The organism is Pseudoalteromonas sp. Isolate6 (assembly GCF_022398435.1).
GTDB classification, from domain to species: Bacteria; Pseudomonadota; Gammaproteobacteria; order Enterobacterales; family Alteromonadaceae; genus Pseudoalteromonas; species Pseudoalteromonas galatheae.
On the sequence record NZ_JAKEVK010000008.1, the window covers coordinates 1 to 21,005 of the forward strand.

Genomic DNA, 21,005 nt, shown 5'->3' on the forward strand with positions numbered 1-21,005 from the left:
GAGCTTGAGTTACAACTGTTTAATAACAAATTTCTTACCTTAATTTTTTTAATTAAACAGAAAAAGAGCTTGAGTTACAACTGTTTAATAACAAATTTCTTACCTTAATTTTTTTAATTAAACAGAAAAAAGATGAATTACATAAACTTACACTGAACAAAAACTTAAAAATAAGCTAAAACTCACATATAGCCCAAGCAGATATCTTACAAGAAAAGTGAGATATATCTCACAAAGGTAACAACAAAAAAAGGCAGCCTATGCTGCCCTTTTTTCAATAGTAAGAGTTTACCCTGAGAGAGGTAAACTCACTATACGACTTTAGTGTAGACCACCTAAGTACTTAGATAATACTTCGATGTCTTTGTCTGTCAGCTTCTTCGCGATATCACGCATCATACCGTTCATATCATTGTTGCGAGTACCATCACGGAACTTTTCAAGCTGTGCCTTGATGTATTCAGGATGCTGGAATGACACTTTAGGGAATTTAGCTAAAGAAGTACCGTTACCACGAGGACCGTGACATGCAGCACAAGATGGAATGCCACGTTCTGCATCACCAGCTTTATAAAGCTGCTGACCCGCAGCAACAACATCTTCAGGCGTTGAACCCGCAGACATAGATAAAGAAGAGAAATACGCAGCTAAGTCTTTCATATCTTGATCTGATAGCGGCATAGCCATACCACTCATCACAGGATCCATGCGCCCTTCTTTACCACCAGACGTCATACCTAGCTTAAACTCTTGTAGCTGCTTGTAGATATAATCTGCATGCTGACCTGCGATTTTAGGATACATAGTCACAGGGGCATTGCCATCTGGACCGTGACATGCTGCACACGTTGCAGACTTTGCTTTACCTGCTTCTGCGTCACCATCGAATGCCGATGCGTTGCTTGCTGACAACGTACCAAGCAACATTGTTAAAGTTAATGCTATTTTTTTCATGGTAAATTCTCTGTTTCCGACCCTGTAATTTGTACCCTCGCGAACAAAGTCGCTCTCTTTATTGCTCGGGCAAATAATACCAATCAGTACTAATTAGGTTGTTATGTTAATCAGATGAATCATACATGCAAACTTAGCAAATATAACGCCAAACAGCACCGATCCATCTAAATACGCCTTGCTCAGTAGTGACTACTGATAGGTATACACTTTAGATTGACATTGCAATTCCTACATTCTACACGATATTACTTTCTCTGGCACGTTTTCTGCCCATATTAAGCTTATAATTTATAGGGACTTGACCTAGATTAATTAATATTAGGACGAGGCTTCGGCCAATTTGCGATAAAAGCAGCGTTTAGAACAAACCCCACAGTACTTTTGGTTTCCGCCATACTGTTATAAAATACGCAATTCCATCCGCGAAAGTTTAATCAGTTAGGAGTCAGCGTGCTAAAATCTCGCGTAAAATACAATCAGGCACAATTTATCACAAGTGCCCCAGATATCAGTAAACTGCCACCAGACACTGGAATTGAAGTTGCTTTTGCGGGTCGTTCTAATGCTGGTAAGTCGAGCGCACTCAATACGCTTACAGACCAAAAACTGGCACGCACCAGTAAAACACCTGGTCGAACTCAACTTATAAATACTTTTTCTCTAGGCGAAGATCAGCGTTTGATTGATTTACCGGGCTATGGCTTTGCGAAAGTCCCATTAGAGATGAAGAAGAAATGGCAAAAAGCGCTAGGTGAATATTTACAACGCCGCAAATGCCTAAAAGGAATTGTGGTATTGATGGATATTCGTCACCCTCTCAAAGATCTCGATATGGATCTCATCAATTGGGCAACCAGCAGTAATATACCGGTATTGGCCTTGTTGACTAAAGCCGATAAGCTAAAGCAAGGTAAACGTAAAGCAGAAGTACTACAAGTACGTCGTGCTCTATCTGAAATCGACGGTGACATCACCGTTCATGCGTTTTCTTCTTTAAAGGGCATTGGATTAAACGAACTGGCGTGGAAATTGGATGATTGGTACTTAGGTCCGTTTGTGAAAGAAGCTCAAGAGGAAGCGAGCGAATAATCAAAACGTAAACACAGGGCGCGCTTAGCTAAGATAAAAGCGCGTCTTGGCCGACATCAGATAAAAGCCTTTTTCATCTTCCTCGAGCAATTCAGCCCACTGATAATAGACATTTCGTGAAACTCTAGCAGTTAAACCATAATTGAGTGTGAGAAATGGAATATCTCCCCCATTAACTTGCTCAAGCGCCAATGGAAACACATCACAAATGGGCCACTCACGACCTAAATTGTCTATCGCAATAATACAAGGTGATAACCCCAAAGCCGATGCTTCATCGCAGTAACGCCATTGCTCGATAATAAAAGGATGAGCAAGTACTTCAACCTCACAACTTTCTGCTGGGGTTTTTAACCAGTACTGTTGACCATCAAAGGTTAAGACACTTGCAAACAAGGCTACTAGCGATTGCCGTTTAATTTCACGCCCTTGATGAAACCAACGACCATCCGCTGCAATTTTGATATCAGAAAAACCGCACGACGGCGCCGACCAATTTTCGGTCGGCGCATGAGTCGTAACATACTGTTTGATTAACGCATCAATTTTGTTCATCAAAAACCAAGTTGAAGCTAACAGGCACGCTAGTCGCGATAGTCTTCAGACCCGCAATTTCTCGTAGCGCTTCAATCCCCTTATCTAACCCAAACTGCTTAGAATCGAGAATAAACGCATGTACTGGCGTAACCACCAAGCCATTAGCACTTTTCGTTATCAATAAGTCTAAGCTGATCTTTTGGATCTGACCATGCAGTGTCAATGTTGCTGTTACATCATTGATTTTTTGTGTACCAACTTTAAGTTTAGCAAGTACCTCTGAAACATCAGCATTAACTTTAGCCTTTGGGTGTTGCGCTACGTTGAACAGCATCTTTTGCATGCGTTCATTACGGATCGGGATCATCGTTTCAACGCTTGCCAAGTCAATATTAACCTCAAGTTCGCCTTTAGCAGATAGTGTGCTATCTATCGTTTTAAAATGATGTACTTCTGCAACACTAGTCTGTTTCACAGACACAAAGCTAACATCGCTTTGTTGTTGATTGAATTGCCAAGCAGCAAACGCCTGAGAAGAAATAAGTGCACTACCTAAAAGAAGGTACTTTAGCATGACGACTTCCTTATGAAATGAGAGTGAATTGCATTTGAGCGCTCAGTGTAAAACGCAGTGCAAATTAAATAAACCTTTAATCATAAACTCGTCGTTATGTTGGAATACTTTTATGCTCATGATATTCATTTTACAGCGGGAAAATAGCTTTAGTAGCCAAGCAAAAATTTTGTGATTTAGTTATCCTAGACGAAAAATTTTTAGCGAAGCTAATAACAGTTTCACCTGTAGATTGATTGGGTAGTTACATCAATTGGTATCATCTTTGGGGAGAAAAGAAAAAGACGGCCCGTAAAAATTACGAGCCGCTATAGCAATCTGGGGAGAAGCTATCAATACACTGTATCCTCTTTCGAGAGATACATCATCAACAGGATGTCCTACAGGATGAGGACGGCGCGAACTCTAACAAATAGACGTCCAGAAATAAACACCAAAAAGCAAAACTTAAGCCAATTTGATAAACTTTCAACGTTAATTTGTTTTTTGTTACTAGAGATTAACAGGAGCTACAAAATTAAGACGCTATGCTGCTAGTGTATACTTGCAAACAAAAATGAATAAAGTTGCACTAGTCTAATTGATTAGTGCAACTCGGGTAGATTTTTATTTCAACTAGTGCGCTTGTTCCCAGTTGTCACCACTGTCGGCTTCAACTAATAACGGTACATCAAGTGTTGCCGCTGCGCTCATTAACTCACAGATCTTTTCACTGTATTCAGCAACTTTGTCGCTGTGTACTTCAAACACTAATTCATCGTGCACTTGCATAAGCAACTGGATATCATTGCTATCACAGCCTTGTAGCCATTCATCCACTTTAATCATCGCTTTTTTGATGATATCCGCCGCAGTGCCCTGCATCGGTGCGTTGATGGCAGCACGCTCAGCTGCTTTTCTGCGAGCGCCATTACGCGCATTGATATCCGGTAGATACAAGCGGCGACCGAATAAGGTTTCAACATACCCTTTATCTGCAGCTTCTTCACGCGTGCGCTCCATATACTCTAATACACCTGGGAAGCGTTCAAAGTACATATCCATATAATGTTGCGCTTCATTTCTTGGAATATCTAACTGACGTGACAGACCAAACGCACTCATGCCATAGATCAAACCAAAGTTAACTGCTTTGGCTTTGCGGCGCATATCAGAAGTTACTTCCTCAAGCGGCACGGAAAACACTTCTGATGCCGTTGCACTGTGTACATCTTTACCTTCAGCAAAGGCACTCAACAACCCTTTATCTTGTGACAAATGTGCCATGATCCTAAGCTCGATTTGGCTGTAATCCGCCGCGACAATTTGTTTATTATTGTCAGCAACAAATGCCTGACGAATACGACGTCCGGCTTCATTACGGATCGGAATGTTCTGCAAGTTTGGATCGCTTGAGCTTAGGCGGCCCGTTGCCGTAACAGCTTGATGATAAGAAGTGTGTACACGACCAGTATCCGCATTAACCAATTTTGGTAATTTGTCTGTATAGGTTGATTTCAGCTTAGCCAAGCCACGGTGTTCAATAATAAGTTTTGGCAGTGGATAATCATGCGCCAACTCTTGTAGCACTTCTTCAGCCGTTGAAGGCGCACCTTTTGGCGTTTTCTTAATCACTGGCAACTCAAGTTTGTCGAACAATATCGCTTGTAATTGCTTTGTTGAACTCAGGTTGAACTCCTCACCTGCAATTTCAAAAGCTTGTTGTTCAAGCTCACCTAAGCGTTTTTCAATCTCGATACTTTGTTTCGCTAGCATATCGCCATCGATGTGCACACCTGTGCGTTCAATGCGAGAAAGTACGCTCAGCAGCGGTAATTCAATCTCCGTAAACACCTGCTTAAGGCTATTCTCCTTTTCAATTAACGGCCAGAGGTGTTGATGCAGTCTCAGCGTGATATCAGCATCCTCCGCAGCGTAAGGAGCCGCCTTTTCTAGCTCAATTTGGTTAAAGGTCAGTTGGTTTTTACCTTTGCCTGCGATATCTTCAAAGCTAATGGTTTTATGGCCTAAATATTTGAGCGCCAAAGAGTCCATATCGTGGCGAGTACCTACGCTGTTAAATACGTAAGACTCCAACATGGTATCAAAAGCGATCCCCTGCAGCTCTAAGCCTGCACGAGCAAGCACACTTTGATCATATTTTAAATTTTGACCCACTTTTTTGATCTGAGGATCTGCAAGTAGTGGTGCCATGATCTCGAACACTATGTCTTGAGAAAGCTGCTCGGGCGCTCCCACATAATCGTGATTGATTGGTAAGTAAGCCGCTTCGCCCGGTGCAACCGCAAAGCTCATTCCAACTAGATCCGCCTGCATATAGTTAACACTGGTGGTTTCAGTATCAAAAGCGATGAGCTGGGCCGCTTTTAACTTATTTACCCAGTCATCAAGCTGCGCTTTTGTTAAAATGGTCTCGTATTGGGTGTCGACCTGTGCCGCTGCTGGAGCCGACCCTTCAGCCTCCACATCAACGATGTCAGCTTGTGACTGACCATCCAGCAGTTCAGCTAACCAACGCTTAAATTCACACTGACCATATAGCTCGATTAAGCGATCTTTATCCATCTCAGCTATCTTAAATTGCTCTAAGTCTTGCTCTACTTCACAATCCAGCTTAATGGTGGCTAACTCGTACGACAGCCTTAGCTGCTCTTGATGTTCCTTTAATTTTTTCGCCATGGTTTTCGAGCCACGAAAACCTAAGTCAGCAATTTTGTCTAAGTTTTCGTAAAGCGAATCAATTGAGCCTAACCCCTGAAGCATCGCCAATGCCGTTTTTTCACCAACGCCAGGTACACCCGGAATGTTATCGACCTTATCTCCCATTAACGCGAGATAGTCGATGATCAAGTCAGGACCAATACCAAACTTATCCACGACTCCTTCAGGGTCTAAGATCGTATTCGTCATTGTATTGATCAACGTGACATGTTCATTGACCAATTGTGCCATATCTTTATCACCAGTGCTGATTAGCACATGGCGACTCTGCTCCGACGCTATTTTAGAGAATGTACCGATCACATCATCGGCCTCGACACCACTTATACTTACCAGTGGCAGGCCCATTGCTTTAATAATTTCGTGGATGGGCTCAATTTGCGTTCTCAGATCATCCGGCATAGGTGGGCGGTGTGCTTTATACTCGCTATACATTTCGTTGCGAAAAGTCGGCCCTTTGGCATCGAAGACTACTACCATATGACTGGGTTGATATTGCTTGAGCAAACTCTTAAGCATATTTATCACACCGTAGATCGCACCAGTTGCCTCACCTCTTGAATTTGTTAAATGCGGTGGCGCATGATAAGCACGAAATAGATAGGAAGAACCATCAACCAAGATCAACGGATTTTGAGGGATCTGAGACATAAATATTGGATCCTAAATTAGTCTTTTGTGGAGTAGAATGTAAGGATGCCACAAGGCACATGATAAAACGAGTTTCGCGTTATCTCATCATTTAGATAAATCGTGCTGCACCTGTGGATAACTTTGTAGACAAACACAAAAAATCGCTCCGAAACTTTGATTGAAAAGTCAGAGTAAGAATTAAAACCTTGATTTACTTGCGTTTTTTGTGCCTTTTTTATTGTTATTATCTTTATCACTTTGTGGATAAAGAATTTTTTTAGTCACGCTTAACAAACTGGGTGAGTAAAAAATAGCCTGATTTTCTCAAGCGGAGGAGTATACTAACACAATTGATCAAAGATCATAGAAGATCCTTTATAATTTTTTAATTCGTGCATAATTCTTTTTATGCATATAGCGCGTATGATGTGACATTGAAAGGAGAAGTGAATGAAAAAAGTAGCGGTAATTTTAAGTGGCTGTGGTGTCTTCGACGGTGCCGAGATCCACGAGTCAGTGTTGACTCTACTCAATCTTGAAAAAGCTGGAGCTAGCTATCAATGCTTTGCGCCGAATATTGATCAATTCCATGTGATCAATCACATCAGCGGTGAAGAACAAGATGAACGTCGTAATGTTCTCGTTGAAGCAGCCCGTATTGCTCGCGGAGAAATTGCAGATCTGGAAACATTAAATGCCGATGAATTCGACGCTTTGGTCCTACCGGGCGGGTTTGGCGTTGCAAAAAACCTTTCCGATTTTGCCTTTAAAGGCGCAGATTCTACGATTCTTGAATGCGTAAAACGCGTATGTCGTGAGTTTAATCACCAGCAAAAACCTATTGCCTATTTATGTATTGCGCCGGCACTTATCGCCCATATCCATACACCAGGTACACTCGCAACCATAGGTAATGATGTTGATACTGCAGCGGCAATTAATACGCTTGGTGCAAAACACGTGGATTGTGAAGTAACCGAGATCGTCGTTGATGACAATGAAAAAGTGATTAGTACTCCTGCATATATGCTGGCATCATCAATCCTTGAAGCTGCGACCGGCATCGAAAAAGCAGTAGTTAAGTTAATCGAAATGGCATAAAAGCGATCGATACAAGTTTTTCCTCGTATTATTAAGGAAAATGCGTCAAGGTCGACTGACTCACATCTCGGCCTTGCGCTAATGCAAATTTAGGCAAAAAAGCTTGCCCTAACGCAATAAATTAATGGTTTTAACCATTTATACTCAAGTTTACGTTTTATAAATGAACAGGTGGCGTTATAATCCCGATAATTCCGTCATCCATTATCGTGATTGAACACGTTCAAACGAAGTGAGCAAGGTAAATGAAAAAACTTTCAGCAGCACTTTTATTGCTATCAACAGCCGCAGTTGCGCAACCATACGACAATTCTCTAACTGAAGAAGCGATTAAAAAACGTCTTCAGCCTATCGGCTCAGTATATTTAGCTGGCGCTGAAAGTGCAGCAGAAGCCGAACCATCAGGTCCTCGCTCAGGTGAGCAGGTTTATCAAGCAGCATGTTTTGCTTGTCACGGCACAGGCGCACTGGGCGCACCAAAAACAGCTGACGATTGGGCTCCTCGTCTAGCAAAAGGCTCTGACGTGCTATTAGACCATGCTATTAACGGCTTCAATGCGATGCCTCCTCGTGGTACGTGCATGGACTGTTCTGATGATGAGATTGCAGCAGCAATTGATTTCATGACGAAGCAATAAATATTTTGGTTACAGACTGAAACCGAAATGGTTATTGAAAATGCAGCGTAAAACGCTGCATTTTCACCTCTTTCATAGACATATAAAAGCGCCTTTAACATGGCAAAAATTCTGTCTTGTTCACCTACGAAGAAAGAAAAATTTACACTTGACCACTACAGCTAAAAGTGAAACTATTAAGCTCAATAATTAAACAACAATAAGAACTGGTTTCGTCATTGGAAGAGCCATCACAACAGGTTAGGAGACTATCTCGGCGAACCGCCAGATTAGAGTCTTTACTTAAAAAGTATAAAAGAAAGTCTCAACTTCAATACACATTAATTCAATTATCAGAACAGGCGAGCACTGTTGCTGAGTTAACCCTGTTGTACCCAGCAATTCATAATATTCTCTCTCAATATTTGCCTAGTAAAAGCTTTTATGTGGTATTACAAAATCGTTTTACTCAGGCACTAGAGTTATCTTATTTTGTCGATGAAAAAGACGGAATATCTGTTCCACTTCATGAAGCACATCACTTTAAAGATGGTGTGACGGGCTTTGTATTTAAGTCCGGTGAAACCGTATACCTCACCAAAGACAATATGCTAGCTCGGGCGAAAGCTGGTGACTTTAAAATAATGGGTAGCCAAGCAGAGCACTGGGTGGGAGTACCTATCTATCGCGATGGTGCGATTATTGGCGTTATGGTGTCACAAAGCTATCTTGCAGATCAGGCTTACAGCGATGACCAAATTGAATTACTTGAGGTCATGTCACTGTATTTAGCGACCGCTATTGAGCGGGTTAAAAAGCGTGAGTTGTTAGAGTCTGAAGTGAAAATCCGTACTCGAGCGCTAATGCAAAGCAATGAAGCACTAAATAAAGAAATAGAAAATCGCAAGCGTGCTTTAGAAAGACAGCAAATCTTATTTAAAATCTCAGAGCTAGCAACCCAGTTCTCTGATATTGACGACGTTTACCAGCAAGTTCATGATATTATTCGCTCCATCACCTTTGCTGACAACCTTTATATCGCTTTATACGATACAGAAAAGAATTGGCTTACCTTTCCATATCACATTGATGAAAAAACGAGCTATAAGCCTCGTCCTTTTGCAAAAGGATATAGTGAGCTAGTTATTCGAACAGAACAAAGCCAGCTAATAGACAGTATACGCGCCAAAGCCCTTGCACTCGATGGTACGGTAGAGCGCCCAGCTGGCTATAACCACAAACTCGCAGCAACAAGTTGGCTTGGTGCCCCATTAAAAACGGCCACTGGCGTCATTGGTTTGATCGCATGTCAGGCTTATGATCATAAATACGAGTTTAATTATGATGATGTCGAGCTTATCTCTTTTGTATCGAATCAGATCGCTACCGTATTGCAAACCCATTTGGCAAATCAAGCACTCAAGATTAGTCATCAGCAGTTAGAACACCGTGTGGCAGAGAAAACGAAAGAGCTACAACAAACCAACTTACATCTACAGATGCAGATGGAGGAACGTAAAAAAATTGAACAGCAGCTTTATCATGATGCCCATCACGACTCGCTCACAGGTCTACCCAATCGCAGTTTGTTTTTAACTCAGCTCGAAAAAACGCTGAAAAAGCATCACCGATATCCCGAAGATAATTTTGCCGTTCTTTTTATCGATTTAGATAAGTTTAAAGACATTAATGATGAACTAGGCCACCAAGCTGGTGATCAATTTCTAGTATGGGTCGCTCAGTCATTCTCCGAATGTATTCGTGAACACGACTTACTAGCAAGACTTGCTGGTGATGAGTTTGTGATCCTACTCGATCACCTAACTGATCGTCAGCAGGCGGAAGATGTCGCTAAACGTATCATTAAAGTCATGCAACAACCTTTCTGTTTAAAGGGTGTGTGTATGCAAAGTGGTGCCAGTATTGGCATTACCTATAGTAATAAATTATATCGTAACACCGATGAAATTATCAGAGATGCCGATGCTGCAATGTACTATGCCAAGAATGCAGGTCGTGGCAGATATGAATTTTATCACCCGCTACTTACCGCGAGCTCAAACGGTCATAAACAGCAAGAGCAGCATCACTTAGATAAGCTCCCTACCCACTTCCGCTGCACAGAAATCGTAAACTGGTCAGATAACGCTCAGCCAATTGGATTTTTGGAAGCCTTTGGCGAACATCCGGTATTAGGTAGTACGAGTTTTGATATTCTGAAAAAGTTTGCAGCGGAAAAATCTCAGCTGCTTGAAATTGAGCTGCACCTGCTTAACAAAGCCCAAGAAATAACTCATAGCCGTGATGAAGATATGCTATTTGGTTGCTCTGCAATGTTATTAGAAAGCGCACATTTTGACGCGCTAAAGCAGCAACTTAAACGACAAGAAAAAGCTCTTTGCTTGCTCTTCGAAGAGAGCGAAATTCGCTTTGCGTCTAGCCAGCAGATATTAAACCTCAGAACCTTAGCCGATATGGGGATCCCTATTGGCTTGAATAATTTTGGTAAAGATCGCTGCGATCTCACCCTGATCAGTCAAGTCGATTTTACTTATCTATTATTAAGCTCGACGTTTAGTAAACGCGTCTTACAGCAAACGAGCTATGAAGTTCAATTACAAGGGATCTTAGCCGTTACTAAGGTGAAAAGTGTTAAAGTCATCGCCAGAGGTCCTGCAATTTTAAACTTTAGAAGCTTACTGGAAAAGCACGGCTTGCAGTTGTTCTTTGGTAAACAGCAGATGCTGGACAAAAACAAAGGACGTAAAGCCTTTATCCAAAACCTCGATAACGAATCAGTCCCGTCTTAGCATAGCCCGTAAATTCGCAACGTTAGACTTACCTTTTTCCATTCGCTCTGCCTGTGTCGCCACAGGCTTTTTTCCTTCAATTTGTAAATCATCTTGCGGCAACTCTTGTACAAAACGACTTAACTCAGGGGTGATCTGCTCGCCAAATTGACGACGACTCTTGGTATAGGTCAAAGTTAAGGTTTGCTGAGCGCGAGTTATGCCAACGTAAGCCAAACGCCGCTCTTCTTCGACATTGTCTTCATCAATACTCGTTTGATGAGGTAACAAGCCTTCTTCCATCCCCACCATAAATACGTGTGGATACTCGAGACCTTTAGACGCATGCAGCGTCAATAACTGTACTGCGTCTGAGTCATCTTCCTCTTCATTGCGCTCAAGCATATCTCTTAATGTGAGTTTGCTCACCACTTCTGGCAGTGCCATAGCGGGGTTATCTGCGTCTCCCGTGAGCATATCACTGATCCAACGATATAATTCTGATACGTTTTTCATCCGCATTTCCGCAGCTTTTGCACTTGGTGATGACTCGTAAAGATACGCTTCGTAATTAATTTCTCGGATCATATCTTTTACCGCTTCCAAGGTATCTCCGCGGGTTGCTCGGTCGGAAAGCTCAACCACCCAGCGCGCAAACCCCATCAATGCATTTAAGCCACGACCCGCCAAACGTTCCGCGAGCTCTGACTCAAAACACGCAGCAAATAGACTGATATGGCGTTCGTTGGCAAAGCTACCTAGCTTTTCTAATGTCACAGGACCAATCTCACGCCTTGGGGTATTGACGATACGTAAAAATGCGTTGTCATCATCTTGGTTCACTAGGAATCGTAAATAAGCCATGATGTCTTTTATTTCACTGCGTGCAAAGAACGACATACCGCCACTAATTTTGTATGGAATACGGTTGGTCATGAGTGCCTTTTCAAACACTCGAGCTTGGTGATTACCGCGATAGAGCAATGCATAGTCGCGATAGCTGGTACGTTTCATAAACTTGTGTGAAATGATCTCTGCGACCACACGCTCTGCTTCATGTTCTTCGTCACGAGTCGCTATCACCCGGATCGGGTCCCCATACCCCAGCTCACTAAACAGCTGTTTATCAAATTCATGGGGATTATTAGCAATAAGAATATTTGCGGCCTTTAGGATACGACCTGCACTACGATAGTTCTGCTCTAGCTTGATAAGCCTCAAACCCGGAAAGTCTTTGCTCAGCAGCACCAAGTTTTGCGGTTTAGCGCCACGCCATGAATAGATAGACTGATCATCGTCGCCAACCACAGTAAAACGTGCGCGCTCACCAACTAGCAGCTTCACTAACTGATACTGGCTGGTATTGGTATCTTGATACTCATCCACCAGCAAATAGCGGAAACGTTGCTGCCAGCGCTCTCTCACATCAACCGACTGATTCAAAAGCAAAGTTGGGATCATAATAAGATCGTCAAAGTCTAACGCATTGTAAGCACGCAACTGCGTTTGATAACGCGCATAAAGCTGAGCGAATAGCGCTTTTTGTGGCTCTCGCGCTTCTCGAATAGCGCGCTCTGGCAAAATAAGCTCATTCTTCCAGTTACCAATCTGCATCTTTAGCAAGTTGAGTAAGTCTTTATCACGCTCAAGTTCTTTTTCAGTGAGTTCACTCAACAACTGATTGGTGTCTTGATCATCAAACAAGGAAAAGCCGGGTTTATAACCTAAGGTCTTGACCTCTTTTTTAATGATTTCCAGCCCTAATGTATGGAATGTCGACACCCACAAACCCTTAGCTTCTTGCTTGCCCAAAGTTTGTGCCACCCGTTCACGCATTTCTTTCGCCGCTTTGTTGGTAAAGGTGACCGCTGCGATATTCTTTGCTTTGTATTCACACTGCTGCACTAGGTAGGCAATTTTATTGGTAATAACCCGGGTTTTACCTGAGCCCGCCCCTGCCAATACAAGGCATGGACCACTGATATATTTTACCGCTTCGTCTTGTTTTGGGTTGAGCTTCATGCAACTAATCCGGTTATCTTCTCGCTTGGCACAATGTTGGCAACAACTGTCAGTGCTGAGGGGTTGAGGAATTCTTATAAACAGGCCCTAGTTTATCGTATCCATGTAAAACTATGAAGCGAACCTTTTCCGTCTGCGACGCATAAGGTAAGATGAACTGTGTATACTGACTCGCAAGCTAAGGTAAGAAGATGATTAATCCAGCCAAAATTGAAGAAATTGCTAAGCAAATTTCCAGTAACATGCCTCAAGGCGTAAAGAATCTTGCTGAAACATTTGAAGCAAGAACGAAACAGGCGATCCAGAGCAAATTATCAGAAATGGATTTTGTTAGCAGAGAAGAGTTTGATATTCAAAGCAAAGTGCTGATCCGCACGCGTGAAAAGCTGGTTGAACTTGAAGAAAAAGTGGCGCAGTTAGAAGCACAACTTGCCAGCCAAGCATCCGACTCGCAGGAATAAGCAACCAAAGCTTCGGATAGTAAAGCGTGCGCTTTTGGCGCACGCAAACTCCAAGCTCTGTTGACCCTAGCAATAGCGCTGATTCACGCCAAGCAGAGACTTTTCATAGCAAAGAGACAATTGCTCCATATCTTCTACAGCGTTCACCACCTCATTCAAGAGACCATCAGCTAGACCATAGACCCATCCGTGTACCGTCAAAGTTTGACCTCGCTGCCAAGCATCTTGAACGATATTGCTCTGACATACGTTACGTACCTGTTCTATCACATTTAGCTCGCAAAGCGCCGCACACTGCTTTTCTTTGTTCACTTGTTCGATAATCGCTTGGTGTTTCTCTTTCACATCCGCAACATGACGCAGCCAATTATCGATAAGACCAAACTTAGCATTATCGAGCACCGCTTGCACGCCACCGCAACCGTAGTGACCGACAACCATAATGTGATCTACTTTAAGCACCTCTACCGCATACTGCATGACCGACAAGCAGTTGTGATCAGTATGCACAACGACATTGGCAACATTGCGGTGAACAAACAACTCTCCAGGCATTAAGTCAACAATCTCGTTGGCAGGCACACGAGAGTCAGAGCAGCCAATCCACAGGTAATCTGGGTTCTGTTGTTGCGATAACTTTTTGAAAAACTCAGGATCACTGGCATTGGTGCGATCTGCCCACTGTTTATTATTATCGAGTAAGTGACTCAGCGGACTTGGGCTCGTATTACACATTAATGGTTCTCCGACTGACGTTCAGCCTGTATCAAAATATTCCTTGGGGTGAGTGACTTTTCACAAAAAGTACTAAGGGTGACATCATACCCAGCTGCTTGCAGATATAAAACCCTATCCAGGACCAACCAGATCTCAATCGCACGGCGAAACACGTGTCGTACTAACTCAATTCTATCTGTTACTTGTTTTCGTTCACGTCCAATACGTTCATATCGGTCAAAATCGATTCCATCAGGCAAGATTAGTTGTTTCTGCTCAGCAGCCCAATAACAGAAATCACTAAATGCCCCCGAAAAAATAGCCTTATTGACCGAAGGCACACTCACATAATGTTTATCTGCGGTAAGCTCTCTGCGCAGCGCATCAAATCCTAAGCGCCAACTCACTTCTTTTTTACGTACTTGTGCCACTCTTCCAGGCGCTGTAACTGTCTCTTGCAGCGCCAATTTCATATCGTGATGAGATAAATTGAGTTGACTCTGCTGCGCTTCAACGCTCATAGCTTGATAATTAGGTGGTGTAAATAAGTGATAGCAACATGGTGAAAGCGATAACTTTTTCATGCCATTCGCCACAGCTTGGGACATAAATACACGATGCAATTCGCCACATGCATGCAGTGCAATACCATGACGATTTTCAACAAAATGGTGATGAGTGTCATCTTTCAACACATCAGCACAATGAAAATGAAGGTTTAGATTTTGCCGCTTTGCGCTTTCTTCTCCTTGTCGGCATAGATCCGCTTGAAGCTCAATACTGTTTACTTCTGGCGCACCATGATAAGAAAGTAGCCGACCCAAATGACCTTTACCTGCGCACCACTCTAATACCGATGCTTTGGTTTCGTTTACTGCAGCAACAAAATCTTGCAACTGCTCCAATTTGCGTCCTTTTATACCATTACTTAACCAAAATGGTAACTCGTCTCTGTGACCCATTTTTTGCGGTAAAATGCTTAGAGCATTCAGTTGTTCGAGTTCTGGAATGTGTTGGCTAAAAAAAGTAAAAAGGGCATCAGTGTCATTGTCCAATACGGATACTGCGTCATCGCTTAACTGCAGAAGTTCGGACTGCAGTTGTGGCCAAGGAATAGAGAGGTGCTCAAAGGCAACGATCTGCCAATATTTCCGAGTATCGAATAATAATTTATCTAAAAGTTGAAAGCGTTTGCTCGATTCCACAATAGCCACAGTTGTCAGAGAAACAATACCCTTATTCTAGCGTAATTGTTGGTGATATTTACGAGAAAAAATTAAGTGGATATACATGGGGATACAGACCAACGTCAGAATGGCAGCAATAATCAGCGCCCAAGATAAATTGGATTGTTCATTCTTCACTTCAGAATAAATAAAACGCGCCTTATGTTCATGAAATTGACTGATATCTAAGTGATATAGCTGCGCTATCCATTGCCATTTTGCCGTCGACATTTTTCCAATTGGAATATTAGCCACCTTTATGAACTCCCTCAGCTTCTCGGCTTCAAACGCCAACTGTGCCATCGATTTTTGGGTAGCATAACGCGCCTTAGTCACTGCGAGTGACTCTTCTAAATGCAACATTGCGTATCGCCACCCTTTCAAACTTGCTCGGCGAAATCGTTTAACCAAGTCAGGACGATTTTCTAGTATGGCTTCGGTTGTGAACAAAATGTCCGCATAAACATTTAGAGCAAATTGCTTTGGGCAAATTTCACGAGTTGCTATACCACTTTGCTGCACTGCATAAGGCTCATTAGTGCTATAGACCTGCATCGCATCAAATTTACCCGCTATAAAGTCCTTAAGAGGTTCATCACCTGAATATAAGCGCATATTTTGTGTATTGACGCCAGCGCGTTGCAACATCATGAGCAACTCGCCGTTTTCTGTGTGACCTAAATGACTGAGGCGTTTCCCCTGAAAATCACGAGGAACATAAATATCACTGTCCGCCTTCACCATCCAGCAATAAGGAGAAGACTGCAATATGGCTGCAAGCGCTACAAAGGGTTTGCCACTAAGTCTTTGTTTAAGTAGGCCCGAGTGAAACACACCAAACTGTGCTTGGCCATATAACACACGAAAATCAACATTAGGGTTATTGGGATCGGCAGGAAGAATATGAACATCTAACCCTTCCTTATGGTAAAACCCTTTTTCTTTTGCCATATAGTAGCCCGCAAACTGAAATTGATGCGTCCACTTTAACTGTAAGGTGACTTTTTCAAGGGCAGCAGCCTGTATGCTAAATAAGAGAAGCGATAACGCAGCATAGTAGTGAAACATCATATCCTTGCGTTTTTAGCTGATAATATCTAACTATAGTTTAAGGCACTCAGGCTGCCATTAGATTTTCATCCAGCCTTTTGCTTTTGCAGTTGCTCACCATGCAAAAAACGCGTAAAACACGGGTTATCTGTTTCTTCTTGAAACTGATACGCTAACTTTGCAAGATGTTCATCAAAGCGCTCATAATCACTAAGCTCTACTTCAAAAGCGGCCAACACATTACCTTGTGCCGCGCCGTGATTGCGATAATGAAATAAAGTAATATTCCAATTACAGCCTAACATGTCTAAAAAGCGCGCTAATGCGCCTGGGTATTCAGGAAATTCAAACCGTAACAAACGTTCATTCATGACGCTCGGCGGTTTGCCGCCTACCATATACCTCACATGTAACTTTGCCAACTCGTTATCTGATAAGTCATCAAACAGGTAGCCATTTTGATGCAACGAGGCAGTCAACTCAGTTAGCTCTTGCTGACCATTTCTAAGCCCAACACCAACAAAAATTTGCGCTTCGCCACAGCCGGCATAGCGGTAGTTAAACTCAGTGATTGCTCTACCACCAAGAGAGTGACAAAAACGCTTAAAGCTGCCTTTCTCTTCAGGGATAGTCACCCCGAGCAATGCTTCATGTTTAGCACCTAGCGCCGTTCTTTCGGCGATATACCTCAACCGATCGAAGTTTAAATTAGCGCCTGACAAGATAGCCGCAACACTCAGCCCCTTTTCACCCGTTTGCGTGAGCCATTTCTTCAAACCCGCGGTTGATAATGCACCGGAAGGCTCTGCAGTTGCTCTCGTCTCAACAAAAATATCTTGAACCGCCGCACAAATTTCATCGGCATTAACCGTAACGACTTCGTCGCAAAACTTTTGTGCTAACCGAAAAGTTTCTGTACCAATAAGCTTTACCGCCACGCCGTCCGCAAAACCACCGACTCGCTCAAGTTCCACGGGCTTTCCAGCTTCAAGCGCGGCTTTAAGGCATGCGCTGTCCTCAGCTTCTACTCCAATAATACGGATATCAGGACGAAGTGACTTCAAATACACTGCCATTCCCGCAAGCAAACCACCACCTCCTACGGGAATAAATACGACGTCTAGTTCATCAAGTTGCTGAATTAACTCTCGCGCCACCGTACCTTGGCCGATGATCACATCTTTATCATCAAATGGCGGGACAAAAACACCATTTTGCGCTTCACAAAGATCTAGCGCGTACTGCTTTGCCGCATCAAAGTGATGGCCGTGTAAGATCACTTCACCACCGAGCTTACGAACCGCGTTGACCTTGATCTCTGGCGTAGTCACAGGCATTACAATGGTAGCGTGCTGACCTAGATGCGTTGCACTTAGTGCAACCCCTTGAGCATGATTACCCGCAGAAGCGGTATACACCCGCGATCCTTTCGGCAACTGACGTAGCTTGTTATACGCACCACGCAATTTGAAAGAATAGACCGGCTGTTGGTCCTCTCTTTTCAGCCAAATTTGGTTACCAAGCAGGGCTGACATTTGCTCTAATTGATTCACTTGCGTTATCTCAACGAGCGGTGCCACATTCGCCTGAATAATGGCTCTAAAGTAATCAAGCTCTTGGGAAACCATCGCTAGCCTAACTCCTCTAGTTTTTGTAAGTCACGTACCGCGCCTTTGTCTGCACTCGTTGCTAGCAGTGCATAGGCTTTTAGCGCGGGACTCACATAACGTTCTCTGTTAACTGGTTTGTACGCGTCTTTACCTCGGGCTAGTTGCTTTTCATGGCGCAGCGCCAACTCGGTGTCGTCCAGTTTAACGTCAATACTGCGGTTATAGATGTCGATAGCGACAACATCGCCGTTTTCAACCAGCGCCAGATTGCCACCACTGGCAGCCTCTGGAGACGCATGGCCAATAGAAAGTCCAGAAGTACCGCCGGAAAAACGACCATCGGTAAGTAAAGCGCAGTCTTTATCTAGCCCCATCGATTTAAGATAGCTAGTTGGGTACAGCATTTCTTGCATACCTGGACCACCTTTAGGCCCTTCGTAGCGAATGATCACTACATCACCTTTCTTAACTTGACCACTCAGTATTCCCTCGACGGCATCGTCTTGAGATTCAAATACTACAGCAGGCCCTGTAAAGCGCAGCATTTCATCGGCCACCCCGGCACTTTTCACGATACAACCATCAGGCGCTAAGTTACCTTTCAATACTGCAAGGCCGCCATCTTGCCTAAAGGCATGCTCAATGGAGCGAATACAGCCGCCTTCACGGTCTAAATCGAGCTCATCCCAGCGATACTCTTGGCTCATAGCTTGGGTGGTGCGGATCCCTGCAGGCCCCGCACGATAGAAAGTTTGTGCCCGTTCGTTATCACGGTCTGCGGCATTCCAGCGCGCGATAACTTCACCTAGATTTCCGCCAGCCACATGCCCTACCGACAAGTCTAATTTATCGCCTCTGGCCAGCTCGTTAAGGATGGCCATAATGCCGCCAGCACGGTGAACATCTTCAATATGATACTGTTGTGTTGCCGGAGCAACTTTACATAAAAAGGGTGTACTACGAGATAAGCGATCTATGTCATTCATATCAAAATCGACAAAGCCCTCTTGGGCTGCCGCCAATAAATGCAGCACGGTATTGGATGAACCGCCCATCGCGATATCTAATGTCATGGCGTTCATAAATGCGGCTTGGTTAGCAATGTTGCGTGGCAGCACTTGCTCATTGTCTTTACCATAGTACTCATCACATAAAGCCATGATGCGCTTTGCTGCGCCTAAATACAGCTGTTGGCGGTCTTTGTGTGTCGCTAGTGTTGTACCGTTACCAGGCAAGGCTAAGCCCAGCGCTTCTAAAAGACAGTTCATGGAATTGGCAGTAAACATGCCTGAACACGAACCACAAGTAGGACAAGCAGAGCGCTCTACTTGCTCAGAGTCTTCATCACTCACCGTCGGATCTGCACCTTTCACCATAGCGTCGACAAGATCCAACTTTAAATCGATATCCGCTAAACGGGTTTTTCCCGCTTCCATCGGGCCGCCGGAAACAAAGATCACCGGAATATTCAACCGCAGTGCCGCAAGTAGCATACCTGGGGTGATCTTGTCGCAGTTAGAAATACAGACCATAGCATCGGCACAATGAGCGTTAACCATGTACTCTACCGAATCAGCAATTAAGTCTCGAGACGGAAGCGAGTAAAGCATACCGCCGTGACCCATGGCGATACCATCATCAATAGCAATAGTATTAAATTCGCGAGGTACGCCGCCTGCTTCTGTTATCGCATCAGCCATCAATGCGCTAAGTTGATTGAGGTGAACATGACCCGGAACAAATTGGGTATATGAATTCACGACCGCAACGATCGGTTTATGGAAGTCACTGTCCGTCATTCCCGTTGCTCGCCACAATGCACGAGCGCCCGCGCGTTGCCTGCCCTCAGTAGTTGTCTTGCTCCGTAATTTAGCCATGTTTCACCTTTTTCTCGGTCATGCCGAGTTCCTCATTCCCACAATTTACAATACTTTTTTGTTCGGGGCGCTTGGCCCCGAGACCAATAAAATTATTCGTTTACGTACTCTAACCAGCCATTTTCATCATCAGCTTGACCTTTAACCAAAGCGAAATATGCCTGCTGTAACTCTTCCGTAATTGGACCTCTACCACCATTACCCACCGTAATTTTATCTACGCTGCGAACAGGTACTACTTCCGCTGCGGTACCAACCATAAAGAACTCATCAGCAAGATAAAGCGCTTCGCGAGCGATCGGCTCTTCACGTACTTCATAACCGCGTTTTTTCGCCAAATGGATGATAGTGTCGCGCGTAAGACCAGGTAGAATACAAGCTGTGGTTGGCGGGGTGTAAAGCACGCCTTTTTTCACAACGAATAAGTTCTCGCCAGCGCCCTCGCTCAGGTAGCCATTAACATCAAGCGCGATCCCTTCGACATAACCATTACGCTTCGCCTCACCTGAAATAAGCTGTGAAGATAAATAGTTACCACCCGCTTTAGCCGCTGTAGGCATGGTGTTTGGTGCAAGGCGGCTCCAAGAAGAAACACACACATCAACACCTTGCGCTAAGCCTTCTTCACCAAGGTACGCCCCCCATTCCATCGCAGCGACAGTCATGTCTGCACGGTGTGATTTCGGATTTAAACCAAGGCCTACATGACCCAAAAATGCAAATGGACGAAGGTAAGCATTGGTAAAGTCATTTGCACGGATCGTCTCTTTACACGCTGCAATTACTTCCTCTTGGGTAAAAGGAATTTCCATACGGTAGATCTTCGCAGAATCAAAGAGGCGCTGAATATGATCGGTTAAGCGGAAAACAGCTGGACCATTTGGCGTATCGTAAGCACGGATCCCTTCAAAAACTGAGCTGCCATAATGTAAAGCATGACTAAGCACATGAGTGGTCGCTTGAAAATAAGGAACCATTTCACCGTTATGCCAAATTACTTCTGATGTTTGTGTCATTGTTAACT

At 43.7% G+C, this 21,005-nt stretch carries 16 protein-coding genes; 5 read left to right on the forward strand and 11 right to left on the reverse strand.

From position 1 onward, the window contains the following. Positions 1 to 321: 321 nt before the first annotated feature. Complete coding sequence (locus L1D50_RS02050; protein ID WP_128725854.1) at positions 322 to 954, reverse strand: c-type cytochrome; 633 nt, start codon at positions 952 to 954, stop codon at positions 322 to 324. Positions 955 to 1,407: 453 nt separating this feature from the next. Here L1D50_RS02050 and yihA point away from each other — a divergent pair, with 453 nt between their 5' ends. Beyond that, positions 1,408 to 2,046 carry a ribosome biogenesis GTP-binding protein YihA/YsxC gene (yihA, locus tag L1D50_RS02055; RefSeq protein ID WP_128725855.1) on the forward strand — a complete coding sequence of 213 codons (639 nt, stop codon included), beginning with the start codon at positions 1,408 to 1,410 and terminating at the stop codon, positions 2,044 to 2,046. A gap of 24 nt (positions 2,047 to 2,070) precedes the next feature. Here the strand turns inward: yihA and L1D50_RS02060 are convergent, their stop codons facing one another. The 3 genes from L1D50_RS02060 to polA form a co-directional block, all read right to left on the reverse strand. After that, positions 2,071 to 2,601, reverse strand: coding sequence for a DUF1285 domain-containing protein (locus tag L1D50_RS02060; protein WP_128725856.1), 531 nt, complete (start codon positions 2,599 to 2,601; stop codon positions 2,071 to 2,073). Continuing rightward, positions 2,588 to 3,157 (reverse strand): YceI family protein, encoded by a 570-nt coding sequence (locus L1D50_RS02065; RefSeq protein ID WP_128725857.1) that lies wholly within the window; start codon positions 3,155 to 3,157, stop codon positions 2,588 to 2,590. The genes L1D50_RS02060 and L1D50_RS02065 overlap by 14 nt, the downstream gene beginning before the upstream one ends. Before the next feature lie 615 nt (positions 3,158 to 3,772). Beyond that, positions 3,773 to 6,529, reverse strand: a complete 2,757-nt coding sequence (polA, locus tag L1D50_RS02070; RefSeq protein WP_128725858.1) for a DNA polymerase I — start codon at positions 6,527 to 6,529, stop codon at positions 3,773 to 3,775. Positions 6,530 to 6,961: 432 nt separating this feature from the next. On the opposite strand from polA, the gene elbB reads away from it, so the two are divergent. From elbB to L1D50_RS02085, 3 genes are all read left to right on the forward strand, one after another. Further along, positions 6,962 to 7,612, forward strand: a complete 651-nt coding sequence (elbB, locus tag L1D50_RS02075; RefSeq protein WP_128725859.1) for an isoprenoid biosynthesis glyoxalase ElbB — start codon at positions 6,962 to 6,964, stop codon at positions 7,610 to 7,612. Between the two features lie 245 nt (positions 7,613 to 7,857). Beyond that, positions 7,858 to 8,250 (forward strand): cytochrome c5 family protein, encoded by a 393-nt coding sequence (locus tag L1D50_RS02080; RefSeq protein WP_128725860.1) that lies wholly within the window; start codon positions 7,858 to 7,860, stop codon positions 8,248 to 8,250. 218 nt (positions 8,251 to 8,468) lie between these two features. Beyond that, complete coding sequence (locus tag L1D50_RS02085; RefSeq protein ID WP_128725861.1) at positions 8,469 to 11,039, forward strand: diguanylate cyclase; 2,571 nt, start codon at positions 8,469 to 8,471, stop codon at positions 11,037 to 11,039. Here L1D50_RS02085 and rep read toward each other — a convergent pair. Continuing rightward, entirely contained in the window at positions 11,025 to 13,040 is a 2,016-nt protein-coding gene (rep, locus tag L1D50_RS02090) for a DNA helicase Rep (RefSeq protein ID WP_239965409.1), read from the reverse strand. The genes L1D50_RS02085 and rep overlap by 15 nt on opposite strands. Positions 13,041 to 13,231: 191 nt before the next feature. Here rep and L1D50_RS02095 point away from each other — a divergent pair, with 191 nt between their 5' ends. Continuing rightward, positions 13,232 to 13,501: an accessory factor UbiK family protein gene (locus L1D50_RS02095; protein WP_010376312.1), complete on the forward strand. Its 270-nt coding sequence runs from the start codon at positions 13,232 to 13,234 to the stop codon at positions 13,499 to 13,501. A gap of 66 nt (positions 13,502 to 13,567) precedes the next feature. Here L1D50_RS02095 and can read toward each other — a convergent pair whose 3' ends face one another. The 6 genes from can to L1D50_RS02125 form a co-directional block, all read right to left on the reverse strand. Beyond that, a complete protein-coding gene (gene can / locus L1D50_RS02100) occupies positions 13,568 to 14,236 on the reverse strand; it encodes a carbonate dehydratase (protein WP_128725863.1) in 669 nt (222 codons plus the stop codon). Continuing rightward, the gene (locus L1D50_RS02105; protein WP_239965410.1) at positions 14,236 to 15,432 is read right to left on the reverse strand and encodes a methyltransferase; all 1,197 of its coding nucleotides are present in this window, start codon (positions 15,430 to 15,432) and stop codon (positions 14,236 to 14,238) included. Before L1D50_RS02105 ends, can begins: the two co-directional genes overlap by 1 nt. Before the next feature lie 27 nt (positions 15,433 to 15,459). Next, positions 15,460 to 16,512: an ABC transporter substrate-binding protein gene (locus L1D50_RS02110; protein WP_239965424.1), complete on the reverse strand. Its 1,053-nt coding sequence runs from the start codon at positions 16,510 to 16,512 to the stop codon at positions 15,460 to 15,462. A gap of 68 nt (positions 16,513 to 16,580) precedes the next feature. Continuing rightward, positions 16,581 to 18,122, reverse strand: a complete 1,542-nt coding sequence (gene ilvA / locus L1D50_RS02115; RefSeq protein WP_239965412.1) for a threonine ammonia-lyase, biosynthetic — start codon at positions 18,120 to 18,122, stop codon at positions 16,581 to 16,583. Positions 18,123 to 18,124: 2 nt separating this feature from the next. Continuing rightward, positions 18,125 to 19,981 carry a dihydroxy-acid dehydratase gene (gene ilvD, locus L1D50_RS02120; RefSeq protein ID WP_239965414.1) on the reverse strand — a complete coding sequence of 619 codons (1,857 nt, stop codon included), beginning with the start codon at positions 19,979 to 19,981 and terminating at the stop codon, positions 18,125 to 18,127. 92 nt (positions 19,982 to 20,073) lie between these two features. Further along, the gene (locus L1D50_RS02125) at positions 20,074 to 20,997 is read right to left on the reverse strand and encodes a branched-chain amino acid transaminase (protein WP_102055914.1); all 924 of its coding nucleotides are present in this window, start codon (positions 20,995 to 20,997) and stop codon (positions 20,074 to 20,076) included. Positions 20,998 to 21,005 lie beyond the last annotated feature (8 nt).

Coding starts and splice junctions, on each gene's coding strand:
- can (WP_128725863.1), bottom strand. CDS start 14,236: ATGTGTAATACGAGCCCAAGTCCGCTGAGTCACTTACTCGATAATAAT.
- elbB (WP_128725859.1), top strand. CDS start 6,962: ATGAAAAAAGTAGCGGTAATTTTAAGTGGCTGTGGTGTCTTCGACGGT.
- rep (WP_239965409.1), bottom strand. CDS start 13,040: ATGAAGCTCAACCCAAAACAAGACGAAGCGGTAAAATATATCAGTGGT.
- L1D50_RS02050 (WP_128725854.1), bottom strand. CDS start 954: ATGAAAAAAATAGCATTAACTTTAACAATGTTGCTTGGTACGTTGTCA.
- L1D50_RS02080 (WP_128725860.1), top strand. CDS start 7,858: ATGAAAAAACTTTCAGCAGCACTTTTATTGCTATCAACAGCCGCAGTT.
- ilvA (WP_239965412.1), bottom strand. CDS start 18,122: ATGGTTTCCCAAGAGCTTGATTACTTTAGAGCCATTATTCAGGCGAAT.
- L1D50_RS02095 (WP_010376312.1), top strand. CDS start 13,232: ATGATTAATCCAGCCAAAATTGAAGAAATTGCTAAGCAAATTTCCAGT.
- ilvD (WP_239965414.1), bottom strand. CDS start 19,981: ATGGCTAAATTACGGAGCAAGACAACTACTGAGGGCAGGCAACGCGCG.
- polA (WP_128725858.1), bottom strand. CDS start 6,529: ATGTCTCAGATCCCTCAAAATCCGTTGATCTTGGTTGATGGTTCTTCC.
- L1D50_RS02060 (WP_128725856.1), bottom strand. CDS start 2,601: ATGAACAAAATTGATGCGTTAATCAAACAGTATGTTACGACTCATGCG.
- L1D50_RS02065 (WP_128725857.1), bottom strand. CDS start 3,157: ATGCTAAAGTACCTTCTTTTAGGTAGTGCACTTATTTCTTCTCAGGCG.
- L1D50_RS02110 (WP_239965424.1), bottom strand. CDS start 16,512: ATGTTTCACTACTATGCTGCGTTATCGCTTCTCTTATTTAGCATACAG.
- L1D50_RS02125 (WP_102055914.1), bottom strand. CDS start 20,997: ATGACACAAACATCAGAAGTAATTTGGCATAACGGTGAAATGGTTCCT.